At 67.4% G+C, this 23,025-nt stretch carries 23 protein-coding genes; 7 read left to right on the plus strand and 16 right to left on the minus strand.

Going from position 1 to position 23,025, the window contains the following annotated elements:
- Nucleotides 1-285: 285 nt before the first annotated feature.
- From QZM15_RS19275 to QZM15_RS19285, 3 genes are all read right to left on the minus strand, one after another.
- Entirely contained in the window at nt 286-534 is a 249-nt protein-coding gene (locus QZM15_RS19275; RefSeq protein WP_302107053.1) for a hypothetical protein, read from the minus strand.
- Between the two features lie 34 nt (nt 535-568).
- Nucleotides 569-1,024 (minus strand): DUF1269 domain-containing protein, encoded by a 456-nt coding sequence (locus tag QZM15_RS19280; protein ID WP_302107054.1) that lies wholly within the window; start codon nt 1,022-1,024, stop codon nt 569-571.
- An 84-nt stretch (nt 1,025-1,108) separates the two neighbouring features.
- The gene (locus QZM15_RS19285; protein ID WP_059642901.1) at nt 1,109-1,561 is read right to left on the minus strand and encodes a phosphate-starvation-inducible protein PsiE; all 453 of its coding nucleotides are present in this window, start codon (nt 1,559-1,561) and stop codon (nt 1,109-1,111) included.
- Between the two features lie 550 nt (nt 1,562-2,111).
- Between QZM15_RS19285 and QZM15_RS19290 the strand changes: the two genes are divergently transcribed.
- The 5 genes from QZM15_RS19290 (at nt 2,112) to QZM15_RS19310 (ending at nt 10,241) form a co-directional block, all read left to right on the plus strand.
- Entirely contained in the window at nt 2,112-3,191 is a 1,080-nt protein-coding gene (locus tag QZM15_RS19290) for a Dyp-type peroxidase (RefSeq protein ID WP_302107055.1), read from the plus strand.
- Complete coding sequence (locus QZM15_RS19295; protein ID WP_124864268.1) at nt 3,184-3,999, plus strand: family 1 encapsulin nanocompartment shell protein; 816 nt, start codon at nt 3,184-3,186, stop codon at nt 3,997-3,999. The genes QZM15_RS19290 and QZM15_RS19295 overlap by 8 nt, the downstream gene beginning before the upstream one ends.
- Before the next feature lie 104 nt (nt 4,000-4,103).
- The gene (locus QZM15_RS19300; RefSeq protein WP_275905412.1) at nt 4,104-4,373 is read left to right on the plus strand and encodes a hypothetical protein; all 270 of its coding nucleotides are present in this window, start codon (nt 4,104-4,106) and stop codon (nt 4,371-4,373) included.
- A 614-nt stretch (nt 4,374-4,987) separates the two neighbouring features.
- Nucleotides 4,988-7,837 carry an ATP-dependent Clp protease ATP-binding subunit gene (locus tag QZM15_RS19305; protein WP_302107056.1) on the plus strand — a complete coding sequence of 950 codons (2,850 nt, stop codon included), beginning with the start codon at nt 4,988-4,990 and terminating at the stop codon, nt 7,835-7,837.
- 124 nt (nt 7,838-7,961) lie between these two features.
- Complete coding sequence (locus QZM15_RS19310; RefSeq protein ID WP_302107057.1) at nt 7,962-10,241, plus strand: FdhF/YdeP family oxidoreductase; 2,280 nt, start codon at nt 7,962-7,964, stop codon at nt 10,239-10,241.
- A 134-nt stretch (nt 10,242-10,375) separates the two neighbouring features.
- On the opposite strand, the gene QZM15_RS19315 is transcribed toward QZM15_RS19310, so the two are convergent.
- Nucleotides 10,376-11,797, minus strand: a complete 1,422-nt coding sequence (locus QZM15_RS19315) for a cytosine permease (RefSeq protein ID WP_059642907.1) — start codon at nt 11,795-11,797, stop codon at nt 10,376-10,378.
- 341 nt (nt 11,798-12,138) lie between these two features.
- Here QZM15_RS19315 and QZM15_RS19320 point away from each other — a divergent pair, with 341 nt between their 5' ends.
- The gene (locus QZM15_RS19320; protein WP_089466108.1) at nt 12,139-13,062 is read left to right on the plus strand and encodes a LysR substrate-binding domain-containing protein; all 924 of its coding nucleotides are present in this window, start codon (nt 12,139-12,141) and stop codon (nt 13,060-13,062) included.
- Between the two features lie 79 nt (nt 13,063-13,141).
- Here the strand turns inward: QZM15_RS19320 and argE are convergent, their stop codons facing one another.
- The 8 genes from argE to QZM15_RS19360 form a co-directional block, all read right to left on the minus strand.
- Nucleotides 13,142-14,305, minus strand: coding sequence for an acetylornithine deacetylase (argE, locus tag QZM15_RS19325; protein WP_302107058.1), 1,164 nt, complete (start codon nt 14,303-14,305; stop codon nt 13,142-13,144).
- Nucleotides 14,298-14,975 carry a DUF1028 domain-containing protein gene (locus QZM15_RS19330; RefSeq protein ID WP_302107059.1) on the minus strand — a complete coding sequence of 226 codons (678 nt, stop codon included), beginning with the start codon at nt 14,973-14,975 and terminating at the stop codon, nt 14,298-14,300. The genes argE and QZM15_RS19330 overlap by 8 nt, the downstream gene beginning before the upstream one ends.
- Nucleotides 14,972-15,421, minus strand: a complete 450-nt coding sequence (locus QZM15_RS19335) for a RidA family protein (RefSeq protein ID WP_059574963.1) — start codon at nt 15,419-15,421, stop codon at nt 14,972-14,974. Before QZM15_RS19335 ends, QZM15_RS19330 begins: the two co-directional genes overlap by 4 nt.
- Nucleotides 15,422-15,496: 75 nt before the next feature.
- A complete protein-coding gene (locus QZM15_RS19340) occupies nt 15,497-16,819 on the minus strand; it encodes an NAD(P)/FAD-dependent oxidoreductase (protein WP_302107060.1) in 1,323 nt (440 codons plus the stop codon).
- Between the two features lie 241 nt (nt 16,820-17,060).
- Nucleotides 17,061-17,507: a hypothetical protein gene (locus tag QZM15_RS19345; RefSeq protein ID WP_302107061.1), complete on the minus strand. Its 447-nt coding sequence runs from the start codon at nt 17,505-17,507 to the stop codon at nt 17,061-17,063.
- 205 nt (nt 17,508-17,712) lie between these two features.
- Nucleotides 17,713-18,318, minus strand: a complete 606-nt coding sequence (locus QZM15_RS19350) for a hypothetical protein (protein ID WP_302107062.1) — start codon at nt 18,316-18,318, stop codon at nt 17,713-17,715.
- Between the two features lie 35 nt (nt 18,319-18,353).
- Nucleotides 18,354-18,647 carry a RebB family R body protein gene (locus QZM15_RS19355; protein WP_059574955.1) on the minus strand — a complete coding sequence of 98 codons (294 nt, stop codon included), beginning with the start codon at nt 18,645-18,647 and terminating at the stop codon, nt 18,354-18,356.
- Nucleotides 18,648-18,761: 114 nt separating this feature from the next.
- Entirely contained in the window at nt 18,762-19,319 is a 558-nt protein-coding gene (locus QZM15_RS19360; RefSeq protein ID WP_059574953.1) for an RNA polymerase sigma factor, read from the minus strand.
- Nucleotides 19,320-19,562: 243 nt separating this feature from the next.
- Here QZM15_RS19360 and QZM15_RS19365 point away from each other — a divergent pair, with 243 nt between their 5' ends.
- Entirely contained in the window at nt 19,563-20,405 is an 843-nt protein-coding gene (locus tag QZM15_RS19365) for a Crp/Fnr family transcriptional regulator (RefSeq protein ID WP_302107063.1), read from the plus strand.
- Between the two features lie 78 nt (nt 20,406-20,483).
- Here QZM15_RS19365 and QZM15_RS19370 read toward each other — a convergent pair whose 3' ends face one another.
- From QZM15_RS19370 to QZM15_RS19385, 4 genes are all read right to left on the minus strand, one after another.
- Complete coding sequence (locus tag QZM15_RS19370) at nt 20,484-20,807, minus strand: RebB family R body protein (protein ID WP_059574949.1); 324 nt, start codon at nt 20,805-20,807, stop codon at nt 20,484-20,486.
- Nucleotides 20,808-20,959: 152 nt separating this feature from the next.
- Nucleotides 20,960-21,316, minus strand: a complete 357-nt coding sequence (locus QZM15_RS19375) for a RebB family R body protein (protein WP_059574947.1) — start codon at nt 21,314-21,316, stop codon at nt 20,960-20,962.
- Nucleotides 21,317-21,506: 190 nt separating this feature from the next.
- Entirely contained in the window at nt 21,507-21,839 is a 333-nt protein-coding gene (locus tag QZM15_RS19380; RefSeq protein WP_059574945.1) for a RebB family R body protein, read from the minus strand.
- Between the two features lie 80 nt (nt 21,840-21,919).
- Nucleotides 21,920-22,570 (minus strand): hypothetical protein, encoded by a 651-nt coding sequence (locus tag QZM15_RS19385; RefSeq protein WP_302107064.1) that lies wholly within the window; start codon nt 22,568-22,570, stop codon nt 21,920-21,922.
- Nucleotides 22,571-23,025: the final 455 nt, after the last annotated feature.

Raw genomic sequence — 23,025 nt, forward strand, 5'->3', positions numbered from 1 at the left:
GCTGAAACCTCGTCCGTTACCGAAGTTGAAGGCGAATAGCAATGCGAATCTCATGAAGACAAGGTTCGGCATCCTACTGCGTCATTTCGGCGAATGTAAGTGACAGTTTGGCGGGGAAACGGCAAATCCGGCCGGCGTGGTGAACAGATGCGAATGCGACGGCGCGGCCCGCGCGCGATCGCGCGGCAGCCGCCTGCCCGGCGCACGTCATGATGCATCGCAGATGGCGGCGCGCCGGCGGCGGCGAAGCGCAACCCGCCCATGAATGCGCGGGCCCGCTCGCCCTCACACGTCGTCGACGTTGTCGGCGTAGTGGTCGATCGCGACCTTGCACTCGTCGAACACCACCGTCAGCAGCGCGACGTCGTTCGACTCGAGCCACTTGCGGATCTGCAGGAACTGGCCGGTGCCGAGATCGGCGAGGCGGGCCGGATCGTCGGTCGTCACGTCGACGCTCGCGATCGCGCGGTTGCCGGGCAGCGGCGACAGCATCGCCGCGATGTCGAAGCGCCGGTACGATTGATCGATGCGCATGCGGTTCTCCCGAATCGGTTCGAAAGGTGCGCGCTCAGCCGAGCGCCTGGCGAAAGACCTTGCCGCCGAATCCCGTCACGACGTTGTCGACCGAGAACGGCGTGTCCTCCTTCGCTTCGAGAATGACCGCGACGCTGCCGGGCACGAGCCGCGCCGCGACCGTCTCGACGAACGTGCCGTCGAGCAGCGCGTTGCCGGCCGCCTGCGCGAGCACGCCGGCGCCCGCGCCGGCCGCCATGCCGGTCACCACGCCGAGCGGCCCGGCGAGCAGGCCGAGCAACCCACCCGCGAGCGCGCCGATCACGCCGCCCTTGAACGGCCGCGATTCGGCGTCGAGCACCGCGAGCTTGCCGTTCGCGTCCTTCTCGACGACGACGCCATTCTCGATGTGGAATCCTTCGCTCTTCTCCGACAGCGCGTCGAAATCGTGCGCGGCCTGGCGGGCCGTGTCGACGCTGCCGAACACGGCGACGATCAATTGTCTGGTCATGCAACACCTCGCGTGATTGAATGAGGGTGGAGCCGCCGCGCCGTGCACGGCGTGTCGGGCTTCGCTTCGGACGCCGCCCGCGCGTTATCGGCTGGCATGCACGTCGTCCTCGACATCGTCGACGTCCGCCGGAAAGCGATGCTGGCCGAAGCTCAGGATCAGCACGCCGACCGCGAGCAGCACGATCCCGAAGGTCGTCATCAGCATCCGCTCGGGGCTGTCGGTCGCGCCGCGCAGGATCAGGTCGCGCGCGAGCGACGTCATCGCGATGAACAGCGGGAACCGCACCGGCAACCGGCCGAGCCGCAGGTAGCGCAAGTCCATCGCGAGCACTTCCAGATACAGGAACATCAGCAGCAGGTCGGTCAGCGACACCTCGCCCGCGAGCACGACCTTCCACGCCTCCTGCGCCATCGCGAACGCGGTCGCGAGCCCGATCACGACCAGCCCGGCCAACTCGGCCGCATGAAGGAAATGGCCGAAGCGGCGGCGGATGCGTTCGGCGGCCGTATCGGCGGATGCAGTGGATGTATTCAACGCGCTCATAGTGTCGTAGGTGCCGCGATCGACGCGCCGTCGCCGCCGCAAGGGATCTCGGGGAACGGAAAGCCCGCGCCGGACGGCCCGCCGTGCCCGACGATTGCACCGAAAATACGCATCGCTTCCAAAAGGTTCATCATGATGACCGTCGCCGGGCGGAGCGAACCCAATCTACTGCATGCGCCACGCCCGCTCAAGAGCACAGCGTCGCCGGCTTCAGGAGTACAGCTGCACGCGCGCCGCGCCCAATCGGACCTCGATCAACCCATTCGAATGACAGATCGTCGATACGTGTTCCAAAGACCCGCCGAAGCTGCTAGATTGCATGCTCGACGACGTTACGCGGTGCAGGCGGTCACGCGCCGGGCGAACGCGCGGCCCCCACGTCTGCCTCCCCTTCGCGCCGGGGGGCCGGCCGCCGCAGCGGCCCGTTGCGCGATGCCCGCGCAACGTCCTTCATCCGCACGTCACAAAGAGATCAGTCGCATGACACAGTCCAACCGTTCGCCTTCGCGCGCCGCGGCTGCCGCGGCCCGTCCGTCCCGACATGACTGACCGGCAGGCCGCGATGCAAACCAACCGTCCCCCGCTTTCCCAGGCCGTTCACAGCCCGATCACGCGCAGCGCGATCTTTCTCGTGGCGACGATCAATCCGGGCGCCGATCACGCCGACACGATCCGTTCATGGTGCGGCAACATCGCCGCGCTCGTGCGCTCGGTCGGCAAGCGCGTGCCGGGCGGCAACCTCACGTGCGTATGCGGCTTCGGCTCCGACGCATGGGATGCGCTGTTCGGCGAGCCGCGCCCCGCGTCGCTGCATCCGTTCCGCGAATTCGGCGCGGGCCAGCGCGTCGCCATCGCGACGCCCGGCGACATCCTGCTGCACATCCGCGCCGAAGCGATGGACCTGTGCTTCGAGCTCGCGACGCAACTGCTCGGCGCGCTCGGCGATGCGGTCACGGTCGTCGACGAGGTGCACGGCTTCCGCAATTTCGACCAGCGCGCGATGATCGGCTTCGTCGACGGCACCGAGAACCCGGAAGGCCGCGAAGCGGTCGACTTCACGGTGATCGGTGACGAGGACGCCGAATTCGCGGGCGGCAGCTACGTACTCGTGCAGAAGTACCTGCACGACATGGCCGGCTGGAACGCGCTCGCGGTCGAGACGCAGGAGCGCATCATCGGCCGCACCAAACTGTCCGACATCGAGCTCGCGCCGGACGTGAAGCCGTCGTGCTCGCACAGCTCGCTGACCACGCTCGACGAGGGCGGCCAGGAGGTGAAGATCCTGCGCGACAACATGCCGTTCGGGCGCCCGGGCGCCGGCGAATTCGGCACCTATTTCATCGGCTATGCGCGCTCGCCGGCGCCGATCGAGCAGATGCTCGAGAACATGTTCGTCGGCCGCCCGCCCGGCAACTACGACCGCCTGCTCGACTACAGCCGCGCGGTCACCGGCTCGCTGTTCTTCGTGCCGTCGGCCGACCTGCTCGAAGCGCTCGCCGACCGCGCGGCGCCGGCCGCCGACGCCGCCCAACCGGAATCCACGCCGCCCGCGCTTTCCGTACCGCAGCGCGACGGCTCGCTGAACATCGGCTCGCTGAAAGGAACCCCGACCTATGAATAACCTGCACCGCGAACTCGCCCCGATCTCGTCGTCCGCCTGGGAACAAATCGAGGAGGAAGTGGCGCGCACCTTCAAACGCTCGGTGGCCGGGCGCCGCGTCGTCGACGTCGAGGGCCCCGCAGGCCCCGAACTGTCGGCGGTCGGCACCGGGCACCTGCTCGACGTCGCCGCGCCGCGCGAGCTCGTGAACGCGCGGCTGCGCGAAGCGCGCACGATCGTCGAGCTGACGGTGCCGTTCGAGCTGAGCCGCGACGCGATCGACAGCGTCGAGCGCGGCGCGCGCGACGCCGACTGGCAGCCGGCGAAGGAAGCCGCGCAACGGCTTGCGTTCGCCGAGGACGGCGCGATCTTCGACGGCTACCGCGCGGCCGGCATCGTCGGCATCCGCGAAGGCACGTCGAACCGCCGGCTCACGCTGCCGGCGGATGTCGCCGCGTACCCGGACGCGATCAGCGACGCGCTGGAAGCGCTGCGCCTCGCCGGCGTCGACGGCCCGTACTCGGTCGTGCTCGGGTCGGACGCGTACACCGCGCTCAGCGAAGCGCGCGACCAGGGCTATCCGGTCCTCGGCCATATCAAGCGCATCGTCAGCGGCGAGATCATCTGGGCGCCGGCGATCAGCGGCGGCTGCGTGCTGTCCACGCGCGGCGGCGATTACGAGCTGCACCTCGGGGAAGACGTGTCGATCGGCTACACGAGCCACACCGACAAGAGCGTCCGCCTGTACCTGCGCGAAACGTTCACGTTCCTGATGCTGACGAGCGAGGCATCGGTGGCCGTGGCGCCGCAGGGCAACGCGGCCGCCTGAGCGCGGTTGCCGGCGCGCGGTGCCCGCGCGGGCGTCGCGCGCGACGGTCGCGACGCCGGCCGCAGGTTCGTCGCCGATCCAGCCCATCTTGCATGGAGGATGTCATGAGCGAATCGAATGACGCATTACAGGCGCTGCAGGCGTCTGTCGCTACCCTGAAGCAGACGGTCGACGCGAACGCGGGCCGCCAGGCCGGCGACACCGCCGTGCTGTTTACCGTCGTGTCGCTGATGCTGGCCGAGTTGCCGCCCGACACACGCAACCTGATCGAGGATTCGTTCTCCGTCTGGGCCAATGGTCTGCCGAATGCGGCACTGTCCGCCGACGTGAAACAGATCGCACGGCAACGGCTCGCGATGAACCTGTCGGACTGATCGCGGCTCACCATGGTTGCGCGATGCCCGGCGTCTACCGTGCAACCCGCCCTCGCCTTCGCCGGCCCCACGGCGCGCATCGGCTGCGGTGCGGGCGCGGTCGGACGTCACCGGTTCGCACCCGCGCCGCGTGTTGCATCGCGTGTTGCGCCCCGTTTCGCTCCCCGTTTGCCGGCGGCCGGCACCATGCGCGCCGATGTCGCACCGCGTGCCGTTCGCACGCCGTCGGTTCCCGCCCCGTTCCACCGCCAGCCGCACACGCCGCGCACGCCCGCGCCGCCGCGCGCTTGCCCGTCTGTACTCCTTGCCGCCGAATCGCGCGCCCATGTGAGGGTGCAATTCGCGGCCGGCCCGGCCAGGAACTGTGTCTTGGATGGCCCACGCCGATTCGTTATTTTGAACGCAGTCGAAGCGATGCCGCGGGCTCCTCGCGGCACTCGCGCTTCCGCCCCGACCGCGACCGTGCGCCACGCCGGCGCGCGCCATGCGACCGCACGGGTGCGGCGCGCGCGCCGCCGCGGTGCGCGCCATGCATGTGCGGTCGGGACGCGCGAGCGCCGCACCGCATCGGGCCGCACCTTCGACCCACCTTCACCGACAGGAGCCAGACCACCATGCCCGCACTTTGCGATATCTGCCACGCGCGGCCGGCCGTTGCGCGCGCAACCGTGATGCAGGACGGCGAGCGCAAGACGATCTCGATCTGCGATTACCATTTCCGTCAACTGATGCGGCATCAGAGCATGCTGAATCCGTTCGATTCGCTGCTGGGCGGTGGCGGCCCGTCGTCGCTGTTCGGCGGGCTCGGCGACGAATCGCCGCTCGCCGCCGAGATTCCGCGCGAATCGGTCGACCCGACCGACGCGTTCAGCGAACAGACGCTCGAACTGCTGCAGCGCGCGGCCGAGAAGGCGCATGAATTGCGCCGCAGCGAACTCGATTCCGAGCATCTGCTGTACGCGCTCGCGGACACCGACGTCTGCGCCGCGCTGCTGAAGGAACTGAAGCTGTCGCCGGACGACATCAAGTCGTACATCGACGCGCATGCACACACCGGCACGGCCGCCCCCGATGCGCCGCTCGACAAGCTGTCGATCTCGCCGCGCGTGAAGAAGGCCGTGCAGTATGCGTTCCAGGCGTCGCGCGATCTCGGCCACTCGTATATCGGCCCCGAGCACCTGCTGATCGGGCTCGCGGCGGTGCCGGACAGTGTCGCCGGCACGTTGCTGAAGAAATACGGCGTGACGCCCGAGGCGCTGCGCCAGAAGGTCGTGAAGGTGGTCGGCAAGGGCGCCGAGGACGGCCGCGTCGATGCGCCGACCGGCACGCCGAACCTCGACAAGTTCGGCCGCGACCTCACCGCGATCGCGCGCCAGGGCAAGCTCGATCCGGTGCTCGGCCGCGCGCAGGAAATCGAGAGCACGATCGAGGTGCTCGCCCGCCGCAAGAAGAACAACCCGGTGCTGATCGGCGAGCCGGGCGTCGGCAAGACCGCGATCGTCGAAGGCCTCGCGCAGCGCATCGTCAACGGCGACGTGCCCGAAGTGCTGCGCGACAAGCGGCTCGTCGAAGTCAACATCAACTCGATGGTGGCCGGCGCGAAGTATCGCGGCGAATTCGAGGAACGCGCGAAGCAGCTGATCGACGAGGTGACGGCGAAGCAGGACGAACTGATCCTGTTCATCGACGAGCTGCACACGATCGTCGGCGCGGGCCAGGGCGGCGGCGAAGGCGGCCTCGACATCGCGAACGTGCTGAAGCCCGCGCTCGCACGCGGCGAGCTGAGCCTGATCGGCGCGACGACGCTCAACGAATACCAGAAGTACATCGAGAAGGACGCCGCGCTCGAACGCCGCTTCCAGCCGGTGTTCGTGCCGGAGCCGAGCGTCGAGCAGACGATCGTGATCCTGCGCGGGCTGCGCGACAGCCTCGAGGCGCACCACCAGGTGACGTTCGCCGACGACGCGTTCGTCGCGGCCGCCGAGTTCGCCGACCGCTACATCACGTCGCGCTTCCTGCCCGACAAGGCGATCGACCTGATCGACCAGGCGGCCGCGCGCGTGCGGATCGGCGCGACGTCGCGCCCGGTCGACATTCAGGAAGGCGAAGCGCAGATTGTGCAACTGAAGCGCGAGCAGGATTATGCGACGTCGCGCAAGCGCTTCGACGAAGCGAAACAGTTCGAAGAGCAGATCAACGCGAAGCAGAAGGCCGTCGACGAGATGATGGAGGCGTGGCAGCGCAAGACCGGCTCGGAAACGCTCGAAGTGACCGTCGAATCGGTGGCCGAGGTCGTGTCGCGGCTGACCGGCATTCCCGTATCCGAACTCACGCAGGAAGAACGCCAGAAGCTGCTGAAGATGGAAGAGCAACTGCGCGAGCGCGTGGTCGGCCAGAGCGATGCGGTGGTCGCCGTCAGCGATGCCGTGCGGCTGTCGCGCGCGGGGCTCGGCCAGACGCACCGGCCGATTGCAACGTTCCTGTTCCTCGGGCCGACGGGCGTCGGCAAGACCGAGCTCGCGAAGGCGCTGGCCGAGACCGTGTTCGGTGACGAGCAGGCGATCATCCGCATCGACATGTCCGAATACATGGAGCGGCATGCGGTCGCGCGGCTGATCGGCGCGCCGCCCGGCTACGTCGGCTACGACGAAGGCGGCCAGCTCACCGAGCGCGTGCGGCGCCGCCCGTACAGCGTGATCCTGCTCGACGAGATCGAGAAGGCGCATCCGGACGTCTACAACGTGCTGCTGCAGGTGTTCGACGACGGGCGTCTCACCGACGGCAAGGGCCGCGTGGTCGATTTCAGCAACACGATCATCATCGCGACCAGCAACCTCGGCGCGGCGATCATCATGGACAACCTCACGCAGACGGAAGCCGCGCGCAAGACCGACAAGGCGATCCGCGACGAACTGATGCAGGTGCTCAAAGGGCATTTCCGCCCCGAGTTCCTGAACCGGATCGACGAGGTGATCGTGTTCCACGCGCTGTCGAAGGAGAACATCCGCGCGATCGTGCAGATCCAGCTCGACCGCGTGGTGCGCACGGCCGCCGCGCAGGACATCACGCTCGTGATGGGCGACTCGCTCGTCGAGCACCTGACCGAAGCCGGCTACCAGCCGGAGTTCGGCGCGCGCGAACTGAAGCGCCAGATCCGCCAGACGATCGAGACGCGGCTCGCGAAGGAGATCCTCGCCGACCGGCTGAAGTCGGGCGACAAGTGCGAGGTCGACTACGACAAGGACAGCGACGAAGTGACGTTCAACAAGCTCGCCGCGCCTGAAGCGAAGGAAGCGAAGGAAGCGAAAGACGCGAAGGACGCCGACGGCAAGGCCAAGCCAAACGGCAAGGCCGCCAAGGCGGCAACAGATGCGAAGCCGGAAGATACGCCCGCGGACGCCCCACCGCCTGCCGCGAAGCCGTCGGGCAAGAAATCGTCCGGCGCGAAGAAGGACGCGCACTAAAAAAACGCATGCCCCGCCACCCGGGGCACGCATGATCGGCTCCGTCCGCCGGACGGAGTCGCCCCACGCCGCGACACGGCGCAACCGAGCCACCCGCATCGGGCCCGGCTATTGGAGATTCACCATGACAAATCGACGCGAAGTGCCAGGCATCAGGAAATACGACGGGCCCGCCGGCGGTTGGGGCGCGCTTCGCGCGACAGCCGATGCGGTGCGCACGCAGATGGAAACCATCGAGGCGCCGATCGTGCTGATGCGGACCAACCAGCCCGACGGCTTCGACTGTCCCGGCTGTGCGTGGCCGGACAAGGAACACAAGTCGACGTTCCAGTTCTGCGAGAACGGCGCGAAGGCCGTCACGTGGGAAGCGACGACCAAGCGCGTGACGCCCGAGTTCTTCGCGGCGAACACCGTGTCGTCGCTGCTGCGCATGTCGGACTACGAACTGGAGAACATGGGCCGGCTCACGCATCCGCTCGCCTACGACCGCGCGACCGACACGTTCCGCGCGATCGAATGGGACGATGCATTCGCGCGCATCGGCGAAGTGCTGCGCGCGCTGCCGCCCGAGCAGATCGAGTTCTACACGTCCGGCCGCGCGTCGAACGAAGCCGCGTACCTTTACCAGCTGTTCGCGCGCGAGCTCGGCACCAACAACTTCCCCGATTGCTCGAACATGTGCCACGAGCCGACCAGCGTCGGCCTGCCGCAGTCGATCGGCATCGGCAAGGGCACCGTGTCGCTGGAGGATTTCGACCACTGCGAGCTGATCATCTCGATCGGCCACAATCCCGGCACGAACCATCCGCGGATGATGGGCACGCTGCACGAGTGCGCGCGCCGCAACGTACCGATCATCGTGTTCAACCCGCTGCGCGAGCGCGCGCTCGAACGCTTCGCCGATCCGCAGGACATGATCGAGATGGCGTCGTTCGGCTCGACGCGGATCGCGTCGACGTACTACCAGGTCGATGCGGGCGGCGACGCGGCCGCGCTGAAGGGCATCATGAAGGCGCTGCTGAAGCTCGAAGCCGAGCAAGGCGGCGTGCTCGACCGCGACTTCATCGCGCAGCACACCAACGGCTTCGATGCATTCTCGGCCGACCTCGAAGCGACGTCGTGGGACGACATCGAGCGCGCGAGCGGCCTGAGCCAGGCGCAGCTCGAACAGGTCGCGCTCGCGTACGCGAAGTCGAACGCGACGATCATCACGTACGGGATGGGCGTCACGCAGCACAACAAGGGCACCGCCACCGTGCGCCTGATCGCCGACCTGCTGCTGATGCGCGGCAACATCGGCAAGCCGGGCGCAGGCGTGTGCCCGCTGCGCGGCCATTCGAACGTGCAGGGCAACCGCACCGTCGGCATCACCGAGAAGCCGTCGGCCGAATTCCTGAAGAAGATCGAGGACGTGTGCGGCTTCACGCCGCCCGCGCAGCACGGGCACGACGCGGTACAGGCGATGCAGGCGATGATCGACGGCACCGCGAAGGCGCTGCTGTGCCTCGGCGGCAACTTCGCGGTCGCGCTGCCCGATCCCGAGCTGTCGTTCCCGGCGATGGCGAAGCTCGACCTGAGCGTGCATCTCGGCACGAAGCTGAACCGTTCGCATCTGCTGGTCGGCAAGGAAACCTTCATCCTGCCGGTGCTCGGCCGCACCGAGCTCGACATGCAGGCCACCGGCCCGCAGTCGATCACGGTCGAGGATTCGATGTCGATGGTCCACGCGTCGGCCGGCAAGCTCAAGCCCGCGTCGGACCAGTTGCGCTCGGAGCCCGCGATCGTCGCCGGCATCGCGCACGCGACGCTGCCGAACAGCAAGGTCGCGTGGCTCGACCTGATCGCCGACTACGACCGCATCCGCGACCTGATCGACAAGACGGTATCCGGCTTCGAGGCATTCAACGAGCGGATCCGCACGCCGGGCGGCTTCCGCCTGCCGCTGCCGCCCACCGAGCGTGTATGGCCGACGCCGACCGGCAAGGCGATGTTCTCGGTCTACAAGGGCGTGAAGGAGGACGCGGACGTGCTCGGCGCCGAGCAGGTGCTGCGTCTCATCACGCTGCGCAGCCACGATCAGTACAACACGACGATCTACGGCCTCGACGATCGCTATCGCGGCGTGTTCGGCCGGCGTGACGTGCTGTTCATGAACGCGGCCGATCTCGACAAGTACGGGCTCGAGCACGGCGACCTCGTCGACATCGAGACGGTCACCGCGTCGGGCCGCACACTGCGCCTCGAGAAGATCACCGCGATCGAGTACGACATCGCGCCGGGCTCGGTCGGTGCGTACTATCCGGAAGCGAACGTGCTCGTGCCGCTCGACTACATCGACAAGGAAAGCGGCACGCCGTCGTACAAGTCGGTGCCCGTGCGCGTCGCGCGCTCGGCGGTGGTCTGATCCGCGGGCGGGCGGGGTCGCGGCACACGCCGCGCCCTTCGGCCCGCCTGTCGCCCTGCTCGTCGGCCTCGCGGCCGCCGCATCGCTACCGATGCAGCGGCCGTTTCATTTGATCGCGTCGAACGACGCCGCGTTTACCGCGCCGCCGTCGGCGGCAGATGCGCCGCGCCCTGCCGGCGCCGGTACGCGCTGTCGCGCGTCGCGAGCCAGTAGTACAGCGGCGAGGTGAGCAGCAGGCCCACGAGCCACGACAGGTCCGCGCCGCCCAGATGCGCGGGAATCGGGCCCGCATACATCGGCGTGTTCATGAACGGAATCTGCACGACGATGCCGATCGCATACGCGAGCAGCGCCTGCGGGTTGAAGCGGCCGTACACGCCGCCGTCGGCCATGAAGATCGACTGGATGTCGTACTTGCCCTTGTGGATCACGTAGAAGTCGATCAGGTTGATCGCCGTCCACGGCACCAGCACCACCAGCAGCGCAAGCACCAGATCGACGAGGTTGCCGACGAAGTTCGTCGACGCGCCGATCGCCGCATAGCAGCACGCGACGAAGATCACGACCGATACCACCGCGCGCGCCTTCGCGGTCGGAATCCACTTGTACGCGAACGTCTGCACCGACGTGATCACCGCGAGCACCGCGCCGTACAGGTTCAGCGCGTTGTGGCTGATCACGCTCAGCAGGAACAGCACGAGCATCAGCGGGCCGAGCGGGCCCGTCGCCTGCTTGACCGCATCCATCGTGTCCGCGCCGGCCGGCACCGCGAGCACCGCGACCGCGCCGAAGATGAACGCGAGCGTCGAGCCGATCGTGCAGCCGAGATAGGTCGCCCAGAACGTCGACGCGACGCCGACGTCCTCCGGCAGATAGCGCGAATAGTCCGACACGTACGGCGCGAACGCGATCTGCCACAGCGCCGACAGCGACACCGTCGCGAGCCAGCCCGCGAAGTCGAAACCGCCGCGCGTGAGGAAATCGGCCGTGCTCACGTGCGACAGGATCATCCAGAAGCCGACGGCGATGCCGATGCCGAGCACCCACGTGCCGATGCGGTTCAGGATGTGGATGAACCGGTAACCGACGATCCCGATCAGCCCGGAGCCGACCGCACCGATCACGATGCCGACGGGCACCGGCACCGACGGTGCGATGCCGTGCACCGACTTGCCGGCGAGCACGATGTTCGACGCGAAGAAACCGACATACATCACCGCCGCGATCACCGTGACGAGCAGCGCGCCCCACGAGCCGAACTGCGCGCGGCTCTGGATCATCTGCGGGATGCCCATCTGCGGCCCCTGCGCCGAATGCAGGGCCATCAGCACGCCGCCGACCGCCTGGCCCACGACGATCGCGACGATGCCCCACATCAGGTTCAGGTGGAACAGCTGCACGCCGAGCGCGCCGGTCACGATCGGCAGCGGCGCGATGTTGCCGCCGAACCAGAGCGTGAACAGGTCGCGCACCTTGCCGTGGCGCTCCGTGGGCGGCACGTAGCCGATCGTGTGTTTCTCTATCATCGGGGACGCATTGCGTTCCGCGTTCGTCATGGTGATGCCTCCTGTCGTGCGCGGCGATGCGCGCGGGCCGTTTTCGCCGGTGCGCGCCGGGATGCGCGCCTGCAATCGGGTCCGGATGCGCGATGCGCGGCAGACGGGGGCGGATGACGCCCGCCGGCGTACGCGGCCTCGTCGCGATCCAGGTTGGAGACGATGGTGCGCCACGGGGGTGGGGACCGGAAAATACTAAAAATATTTTCGGGATATACGAAAAAGCTCTGCAGCGGAATGTTCGGCGCCGGACGACTTCGGGTAAGGTGCCAGGGTCTGTTTCCCTATGGAACGCACGTGCGCCCGCGGCGGCACGCCGGGGCCGGGCATCAGAGGTGCTTGTGGCTCACTACACTTTGCGGCAACTGAAATACTTCGTCACGACGGTCGAATCCGGCAGCGTCGCCGAGGCGTCGCGCCAGCTCTTCATCGCGCAGCCGTCGATTTCCAGCGCGATCAAGGGGCTCGAGGAAAGCTTCGGCGTGAAGCTGTTCATTCGCCATCACGCGCAGGGCGTGTCGCTGACGCCGAGCGGCACGCGCTTCTACCGGAAAGCGCAGGAACTGCTGCGCATCGCGCACGAGTTCGAACAGAACGCGCTCGCCGACAACGACGTGGTCACCGGGCAGATCGACATCGGCTGCTTCGAGACGGTCGCGCCGCTCTATCTGCCGCAACTGATCGCCGGCTTTCGCGAGCGCTACCCGGGCGTGAACATCCGGCTGCGCGACGGCGACCAGCAGGAACTCGTGCAGGGGCTGACGTCGGGCACGTTCGACCTCGCGCTGATGTACGACCACGATCTGGACGGCACGATCGAAACCGAGCCGCTGATGCCGCCACAGCAGCCGTACGTGCTGCTGCCGGAGCACCATCGGTTCGCGGGCCAGACGCACGTGTCGCTGCGCGACCTGTGCGTCGAGCCGATGATCCTGCTCGACGTGCAGCCGAGCCGCACGTACTTCGTCAGTCTGTTTCATGAACTCGGGCTCACGCCGAACATCGTGTTCGGCTCGCCGTCGATCGAGATGGTGCGCGGGATGGTCGGCCAGGGATTCGGCTTCTCGCTGCTCGTCACGCGTCCGCACTCGGAATACACGTACGACGGCCAGCGCGTCGTGACGATCGCGCTCAGCGAAACGGTGAGCCCGTCGGGGCTCGTGAGTGCGCGGCTGAAGCGCGGCCAGCTCACGAAACAGGCGCAGTCATTCGTCGACTTCTGCCGCGAGCGGCTCGCGCAGATCGTCGCTCGAGCGGCGCGGTAAGCGCCGCGATCGCAAACAGGAACGGGAACAAGCACACGCAAGCGCCGCACGATGCGATGCGTGCGTGTCGGCCGCCGGTTCAGCCGGCGCAAGCGAGATATGCGGCGAGGCGCGCCATCATCGCGTCGCATCCGTGCAGTTGTTCGAGCGTGACGAACTCGTCGGGCTTGTGCCCCTGATCCATGCTGCCGGGCCCGCACACGACGGTCGGAATGCCGGCCTGCCCGAACAGGCCGCCCTCGGTGCCGAACGCCACCGTGCCGAACGCGTCGGACCCACTCAACGTCGCGAGCAGGCGCGCGGCATCGCTGTCCGGCGCGGTCGCCAGCCCCGGATACGCACCGAGCGGCTGCAGCCGGATGTCGGTATCGGGCTGCACCGCGCGCATCTTCGGCAACAGTTCGGATTCCGCATAGTCCTGCAGCGTTCTCGGCACGTCGTGCGCATCGAAATCGGGCAGCGCCCGCACCTCGAAATCGAATTCGCATTCGGCCGGCACGATGTTCAGCGCGCGGCCGCCCTTGATCAGCCCCGTCTGCACAGTCGAGAACGGCGGATCGAAACGGCTGTCGTGCCGGTGGGGCCGCGCGAGCGCCGCGCCGATCTCACCGAGCCGGCCGATCAGCTTCGCCGCGTAGTCGATTGCGTTGACACCGAGCGGCGCATACGCCGAGTGGCACGCCGCGCCCTTCACGTGGCACCGCATCGCGAGCTTGCCTTTGTGGCCGAGCACCGGCTTGAGCTCGGTCGGCTCGCCGATCAAGCATACGCGCGGGCGGTGCGCACGCTTGGCCAACTCGGCGAGCATCGGCCGCACGCCGACGCAACCGACTTCCTCGTCGTACGAGAACGCGAGATGCACCGGTTCGCGCAACGGCCGCGCGACGAACGCCGGCACGGCCGCGAGCACCGACGCGATGAAACCCTTCATGTCGGCCGTGCCGCGGCCGTACAGGCGGCCGTCGCGCTCGGTCAGCCGGAACGGCTCGACCGTCCACGCCTGCCCGTCGACCGGCACGACGTCGGTATGGCCTGACAGCGCCACGCCGCCGCGCACGTACGGGCCGATCGTCGCGTACAGGCTCGCCTTTGTGCGGTCCGCGTTGTGGAACAGCTCGCTCGCCACGCCAAAGCCCGCGAGATAGTCGCGGATGAAGCCGATCATCCCGAGGTTCGAATCGCGGCTGACCGTCGCGAACGCGATCAGCCGTTCGAGCAACGCGCGGCTCGACGTGTCATTCATCGCCCGGCACTCCGTAGCTCGGCGCGGCGGTCGGGTCCAGCGCGCGCGTCTGGTAGTCCTGCATCTGCGGCCGATACGCACGCCACAGCGCATCGAGCTGCCCGATCGGGTCGGTATCGGCCCAGTCGACGCGCAGGTCGACGATCGGCCAGACCACGTCGCCGGCCACCTTCAACGCGGCCGAATGCACGGGCCCCGCCTCGCCGCCGGCTACCATCGCCGCGTGCATCGCGGCCAGCAGACGATCGGCAAGCAAGCCGGACGCCTGCTCGAACGCGCGCACCATCGCGCCGATTACGTCGGGCGAAGCCAGCAGGTTGCCGGCCGCCACGCATTGCTCGCCGCGCACCGCGTGGTGCGTGCCGAGCGCTTCCTTGCCGGTGAAAAAGGCCGTTTGCCCCTGCCCGTCGATCACCGTGACCTGCCGGTACTGGCTCCAGCCGTTCGCGCTCAGCGCGCGGTCGAGCGCGGCGGCGGGCGCGAGCTGCTCGTGCTCGATCAGGTCCAGCGTCTGCGGCCCAAGGGCCGGCAGCGTGACGTTCTGCGTCGCGACCGCGCCGACGCCCGCGCGCACCCACGGGCAGCGTGCGCCCACCGCGATGCTCGACGAGCTGATCGCGATACCGAGCTGGCCCGTCTCCGGGCAACGCCCGACGATGGAGAAAGTCATGTCGCCTCCTGTGCGCGGTTCGGCTGCCCGTTGTCGGGAATCACCGCAATCACGTCGATCTCCATCAGCCATTGCGGCTGGCCGAGCGCCGAGACGACGAGCCCCGTCGAGATCGGATAGACGCCCTTCAGCCACTTGCCGACTTCCTGGTACACGGGTTCGCGATAACGCGGGTCGATCAGGTAGGTCGTCGTCTTCACGATGTGCGTGAGGTCGCTGCCGGCTTCCTCGAGCAACTGCTTGACGTTCTTCATCGCCTGCTCCGCCTGCGCGCGTGCATCGCCGAGGCCGATCAGGTTGCCGCCGAAATCGGTGCCGACCTGGCCGCGCACGTAGACGGTGTTGCCGGCGCGCACCGCCTGGCACAGGTCGTTGTCGAGCGTCTGGTTCGGGTAGGTATCCTTCGTGTTGAACATGCGGATACGCGTATGGGTAGGCTGGCTCATCGAAGTCCTTCGAGTGTCGGTATGATCGCCCGCCGCGCCGGAAGCGGTCGCGGCGCGGCGGAATGGGTCGGGAGGTCAGTTCGCCGCTTCGGCGCGCGCGCGGGCTTCGGGCCGTGCCGCGTGCGCGGCCGCGCAGTGCTGCGCCGCGTCGTGGTACGCGAGGTACTTGCGCTGCGTGACGATGTGATCGGCGATGTGCTTCGCGTCGTGCCACACGCCCCAGATGAAGCTGGAGCCGCGCCGCGACAGCCACGGCAGGCCAAGGAAATAGATGCCCGGCTCCTTCGACACGCCGCGCTGGTGCTGCGGCTTGCCGTTCGGCGCGAATGCATCGACGTTCAGCCAGCCGTAGTCGACCGCATAGCCGGTCGCCCACACGATCGACGTGACGCCGGCGGCGGCGAGATCGAGCGAGAGGAGCGGATGCGCGACGCATGCCGGGTCAGGCAGGATGCGGCGGGCTTCCGGTTCTTCCGGCAGGTCGAGGCCGTTGCGGGCCACGTAGGCGTCGGCCGCGTCGAGCAGTGACAGGTAGTTCTCGTCGCCACGCGCGAGATTGATCGCGAGATCGCGTTCGAAAGTGGCCACGCCACCGTCGAACGCCTTGGTCAGCCCGACCAGCGTCACGCCCTGATTCGCGAGCGCGCGGAAATCGACCGTGTGGCCGCCGCGCGCGCCGCTCACCGCGATCGTCACGTGTTCGCGGCCCGGGGTCGCGACTTCCTTGTCCCATTCGCCGAGCACGCCGAGCCACCAGCAGAAGTCGCGGCCGCGATATGCGCGCGGCGGGCGATCGTGCGGCCCGACCGACAGATAGACCTGCCGGCCCGCGCGCTGTAGTTCGTCGGCGATCTGCACGCCCGACGAGCCGGCACCGACCACCAGCACCGCGCCTTCCGGAAGCTGGCCCGGGTTGCGATAGTCGGCGGAATGGATCTGCACGACGCGCGCGTCGTCCGGTGCGATCGGCGGAATCACCGGGCGCTGGAACGGACCGGTGGCGACCACCACGCGATTCGCGTCGATCGTGCCGTCGGATGTCTCGACGACGAAGCCGGGCTTGCCGGTGTTGCGCACGACGCTCTTCACTTCGACGCCGGTCCGGATCGGCGCGTTGAATTTGCGCGCATACGCTTCGAAGTAGTCGGCGACCTGGTCTTTCGATGCGAACGCATCGGGCGCGAGGCCGTCGAATTCGAGCCCCGGGAAGCGGTCGTGCCACGCGGGGCCGTTCGCGACCAGCGAATCCCAGCGCCCCGTGCGCCAGCGCTCGGCGATGCGGCTGCGCTCCAGCACGAGATGGGGCACGCCCAGCTTGCCCAGATGCTCGCTCATCGCGATGCCGGCCTGCCCGGCGCCGACGACGAGCGTATCGATTGAAGTTGTTTCGACTGCCACGGCTGCCTCCTTCTGAAGTGCGGCTCGGTGCGACGCGCGTGCTGTCGCGTGAGCTGGAATGGAGACATTCTGCTGACACGCCGCCGGGGGCGAAATGATGATTTTTGTTGGTGTTGACGAGAAAAAAGCTGGGGACGGCCTGGACGGCCGGCCGTACCGGCGCGCAGCGCCGATACCGTCGGAGGACACTGCACCGGCGCCCGCCTGCATGGCGGGCGCCGGCTTCAGCCGATCGTTTCGGCTACACGTTGGTCCATGCGCCGGTGCCGTGCTGATACTGCATCACGCCGCCGTGGAGCCGCACCCGCAGGTTGCCGTCCGGCACCTGCACCCATTCGGTCATGTCGAGACTCATCATCAACGCGACGAAGAAATCCTGCAGCTCTTGCGACGTGCTGGCCTGCCAGAGATCGATGCGCCCGAGGCACGCGCGCATGTTGCCCTGCTGCTGCATGATCGTCTCGACCTGTCCGGCAACGTCCGCCGCCGGATCGTAGACATTCGTGCCGTCGGGGCTCACGATCGACAGATGAATGCCGCGCACCAACGTCGGTTGACCCGGCGTTTGCTCGACGAGCGCGATGCAGCTCGTCATCGCACCGAAATCGATTTCCGTCGCATCTCCCCATTTGCGCTCGCCCACCCCCAGCGGCGCGGGACCGTGTACGTTCTGAATGATGTAGGACATGGGTTTCCTCACATGACTGGACAACACTGCCGGTAGCAGGCCGCGACGTATTCGACGAAGAACGCGCGTCGCGCCTGCCGCTCACATCCCGTCCGGCCCGACGGCCCGGCGGGTCGTGTCGATCGATGCCGGTCGAGCACGCCGCACCGTCGTCGGCATGCTGGGCGCGGCCTGCGATGGCATCGTCATGCGCCGCTGGCGCGCCCTACGTGCCCTTCTTGTCCAGCAGCGCCTGATACCTCTGCAGGCTCTCGTCGATCTTGTCGAGCGCGACGCTCGCGGCTTCTCCTTCGATCGCCTCCGCGGCGCCGGCGACGATCGCCGCGGTCGCGACGAACAAGTCCGTCAACAGCAGGCCCACCGCATCCATCGCCATGCCTTTCACGTCCTCGTCGATGGTCTTCTGCGCCAGGTCCTTCATCAACACGCTCTTGCCCGCGATCGCCAGCGACGTCGTCGCCTCGAAGTAGTTGGCCGCCGCCTGCGCGACCATGCCGCCCGCCTGCGTGATCATCATGTTCGGGCCGACGGCGATCTGCGTCGTCGCGTAGGACGCCGCCTCCGCGTTGATCGCCTGCACGGTCTGCAGCGCCGACGGGGCGGCCCCGGTGGCCCCCGCGATCTGGTCCGGCGCCTTCAGCGCGTCGGTGAACCTGCGCTGCCGGTTGACCGGCCACGTGCGCGTGCCGGCCGTCGAAGCAGCGGCGTGCGATGCGACATCGGCCGCCGTCGTTGCTTCGGCCGCGGCGGCCGCGCCATCGTCCGGTGCCGGCGTCGCGCCGTCGCCGCGTCCGCCCAAAAGACCTTTCATGTTCATGATTCAGGTATCCCGAGAGTCATCGCGTACTAATGCGTGGAACCCGTCTTCGGCGCGCCCGCCTCCGGCTGCGACGCGCCGCCCGAGGCCGGCTTCGGCGACGCTTCGACGGACAGGATCATGGCCACGGCCTTCGACACCACGGCGTTCGAAATCTGGTTCAGCGCGGCCTGCTGCTGCGTCATGTTCTGCGCCGAGATGCCGACGGCCTGGCTGAACATCTGGTAAAGCATGCCCAGCGCCTGGGCCGGCGATCCCGCCACGACGTTGACGTTGGTCTGCGTCACCGCGTCGGTAATCTGCTCATTGACTGTGTCTGCCACGAGGCCTCCTCGGATCTCGGCTCCGGCATGCGGTTGAAGGAACGGGCGGGCCGGCAGGCCATCGACGCCGCGCATGCCGTTAGGAACGCTGCGTGCCGGCATTCGTGAACGCGCTCACGCGAGTTCCTCGCGCAACTTCTTGCGCAGCAGCTCGACGCGTTTTCTGGCGAGCGGCTCGTTGATCCCGAGCGTCGCGGCGATGTGCAGATAGGGCCGGTCCTCCTCGAACTTCAGCGTGAACAGCATCTGCTGCTGCGGGGAAAGCATCGACAGCGCCTGTTCGAGACGCAGCAGCTGTTGCCGCAGCAGCAGTTGCTGCTCCACCGACGGCGCGTGGCCGGCGAGCTCGACCGCGTGATCGTCGTCCCAGCCCGAGTCGAATTCGAGCATGCCGCTTTCGCGCACACGGCGGCGCGCGCCATCGAGGAATGCGTGATTCAGCGCCAGAAAGAGAAAGCCCGTCAGGTTCCGCACGCGCTCGGGCGAGCGCTGCAGGTAAATGTGGACCTTGAGCGCGGTATCGGAAAGCAGTTCGTCGGCGCGGTGAATATCACCCTTGCACAACAGGCGCGCACGGCGCCGCAATTTCCCCTGCATTTCCCGCCATGCGCGGTCGAGCTGCTGCGCCGGAGACTCGGGCGCCGAGGCAGCGTGCTGGTTCGAGGTTGTCATCCCGTGTCTTCCTTTTTTATGGAAAACACAGAATCGATTCGACGCCGGGAATGGCGCTGTTACCCGCGTAACACCGATATAACGATAATCGGGCGCAGTAAATTATCTTGATTATTATGAACGGAAATTTTAATTAGCCGGCATAGCCCGATCCGTCGTTTCAGGTGCGCCGCCGGACCTGACTGAATAACGGCATTGCGATGAACAAGAACGACTACCGCCGCGATGCGTCCGTGCGTCGGCATGCTGCTTCCCGTGTCGGTCGATCGAGCGCGCTTGCCGCCGGAGCGCCGCCCTGTCCGGACTGCTTGCCGATTATTTCAATACTTTCATTATTCATTTTTCACGCAATGCCGAAGGCAGCGTTTTTCGCTGGGTGGCCGCATCGTCAAACAACCTCGCGCGGAAACCATGCCTGCCCTTGCTAACGCTCAAACGCTGCGCAATATACCGATACTCGCCGGCCTCCCGGAAAGCCTGATCGCCCACATCGAGCGGCACGTCACGCCCTGGCCCGAACACGGCAATCGCCTGTTGTTCTTCAAGGGCGATCCGGGGGATTTCGTCGCGTTCGTGCACAGCGGCCGCGTCTACAGGACACTGCACGAGCCCGGCGGGCGCGAGATCATTCTCGGCCACTCGATGCCCGGCGAACTCATCGGCGAAAACACGCTGATTCGCGCGCACCGGCGCAGTTTCACCGCCCAGTTGAGCGCCGACTGCCGCATTTCGCTGCTGTATCGCCAGTACTTCGCGCCGCTGCTGGCGAACGCGGAATTCATGGGGCGTATCCATGAGCAGCTGTGCCGGCACCTTCACCAGTTGAGCGACTTCGTCGAGTCGGCATGCCTGTACCGGGTCGAAGCACGGCTCGCGCGCCATCTGCTGAACCGCATGCAAGGGAACGATCTCGAGGTGCCGTTGCCGGAGAACCAGAGCATCCTCGCCGCGATGCTCAACGTCAGCCGGCCGCGACTGAACAGCAGCCTGCGGAAGATGCAGCGCGACGGCCTGATCCGGCTACACGAACACGGCGTGACGATTCAGAAACCGGAGCAGCTCCGGACCATCGTCGACGCCAATTGATGCCGCGGCAAGCGCGTGCGTCGGGCAGCGCCGCCGGGCGGGCGGATGCGCGCCGGGTCATGCGGCGCGCGGTGAAGGTCAGCCGCGCCCGTGACCGAGGGCGTTCATCAACTGCGCGACGGCGGCGAGTTGCGATACGAAGCTGTCGTTCGCCGAGCGCGCCGCGCCGGCCGCCGCCGCCGGCGACCCGGCATAGAGCTGCATGACGCCGACGGTCGTGGCGGCAAGGTTGGACATCGCCTGGTTCGCCTGCATCTGCACCGCGTTGTGAAGCAGGATCGCGGACGCATGGCTGTTCGACTGCATGAGCGTGCCCAACGCCACGGCGGGCGCTTCGCCCACCACCTTCACGTTGGCTTGCGTGACCGCATCGGTCATCGCGGGAGAAACCTGTTCCGGCATGTCGTTGCTCCTGGTTGGTTCGCCGCTGACGCGCTGTCACGGCGAAAGCATGAGTGGGTCGGTCGCTGCCGCGCGCGGCACGGCGCCGCCGATGCGCCCGCTGGGGCCCGCTTGCGCGGGCGTGTCGACACGGCGTCCGCGCCAGCGATGCGTCAGGCGAGCGCCTTGCCGAGCGCGAGCACGTCGGCCAGCACGGAAAGCACGCCGTTCGAGCCGATTTCCGTCGCGGATGCGCCGGCGCTCGCCGGCCCGAGCGTGTACAGCTGCATCGTGCCCACGTTCGTCGAGGTCGGCAGTTGCACCGCGGACTGCGACTGCTGCTGCACCGCGTTCTCGAACAACACGCTCAGCGAGTGGCTCTGCGCCTGGTACAGCGAACCCGTTGCCATCGCGGGCGCTTCGCCGACCACCTTGACGTTGGTCTGCGTGACCGCGTCGGTGATCGCGGCGTTGACCGCGCACGTCGTGCAGTTGCAGGGGTCTTTCGGATCGTCTACGTCGTTTGCCATCGTATTTCTCCTGATTTGCGAACGGGCGCCGCATCGAATCGGTGCTGCCCGTTCTGTCGATTGCTCCGGAACACCGCGCGGCACCGCTGTTCAGGCGCCGGCGGCCATGCTGCCGACTCGCGGCACGGCGGTGGCATGGGCGGCTCACGCCGCTTGCGCCGCCGCTCGACCACGGCGTTGCGATGGCGCGTCAGCCCTTGACTGCCTTCCCGATCGCGATCACGTCGGCCAGAATCGAAATGATCCCGTTCGCGCCGATTTCCGTGGCGGCCGCGCCCGCGCTTTCCGGCCCGATCGTGTAGAGCTGCATCGTCCCCACGTTCGTCGACGTTTGCGACTGGATCGCGGCCTGCGACTGCTGCTGCACCGCGTTCTCGAACAGGATGCTGAGCGAATGGCTCTGGGCCTGGTACAGCGAGCCCATCGCCATTGCCGGCGCTTCCGCGACCACCTTGACGTTGACCTGTGTGACCGCATCGGTAATCGCGGGATTGACCTGGCACACTTGACACGTATCAGCCATTTGTTGCTCCTTGGTTCACGTAGTTGAGAGGTCGCACTTCGGGGCCGGCCGGTTTCGCGTTCGGCCGCATGACCCGCGTGCTACTCCATGGACGCTGCGCCGGGCGTATCGTGAACGGCAGCGGTGGGTTCGGCCGGGCCGGCCGGGCCGGCGCCGATGCTCCGCAACCGGTCCTCCATCGCGTCGAGCCTGACGGCGAGCCCTCCGGCGAGCCGTTCGGCGAGCCGTTCCGCGAGCGCGTCGCCGTATTGCCGGAAGCATGCTTCGATTTCCTGCCGGATCAGGCCCGTCAGTTGTTCCCCGATCATCGTCAGCGCCTCGCGGGTGCTGTCCTGAATCTCGACCGCGCCGGACGCCTGCGCGTCGGCCGCCGGCTCGTGCGCGTCGAGTACGCCCGATACTTTCCGCTGCTCCGACGCGAGCATGCCGAGGGTCGTCTCGTTCTGCGTATCGATCGTCTGCAGGATCCCGCGCATCTTCTCGTACGCCTTTTGCTGGTTGAGCTGCAGGAAATGCTTGATCTGTTCGCGCGCCTCTTGCCGCGTTTTGAATTGCGGCAATGGCGGCTTCGCGGCGCCCGCCTGCGCGGCCGGGCCGCCGGCGGGCGGCGGCGGGTTCCCCTGCCGGCTCGGCAGCCGCTCGAGCAACGCCTGTTCTTCGGGCTCGAGCGGCCGTCCGAGTCGCTTCTCCGCAAGCTGCCGCAGCAGCGGGGTCAGTTCTTCAGTGCTCATGGCTCACCCCTCCTCGCCGGTCGTTCGAGGCACGGGTACGTGCGGTTCGGGTTCGGATGGACGCCGCGTCACGGCGGCCTGGTCGGCGTGCTGCAATGGATATCGCATGGTGTTCTCCGGGAAAGGGACGTGCGACGGCCTTGCCGGAAATGTCGGCAGGACCGCTGCAAGGACGAACCGTGCGACGAGGATGTGAAATCGGGAGGCGGTGCGGGCGGGCGGTGTGTGTCAGGTGAGCCGGTAACCACCGACAGGAGCGGCCGTCGTTTTCGCTCGGGGAGGATCGGCGGCTTGCGGCTTCTCCCGCGGCATGTAGCCATCGGGCACATGGGAGGTATCCGGAATTCCGTGTGTGAGGCGGGTTGAGATTCAGACTCCAATGTTGAATCGTTCCGGGTAAAGCAGCGCGAACTGAGTCATGGCGCTCTTCCAATCGTGCCGGGAACCGGTCCACT

The sequence above is a fragment of the Burkholderia sp. AU44665 genome, from assembly GCF_030504405.1.
Lineage (GTDB): Bacteria > Pseudomonadota > Gammaproteobacteria > Burkholderiales > Burkholderiaceae > Burkholderia > Burkholderia semiarida.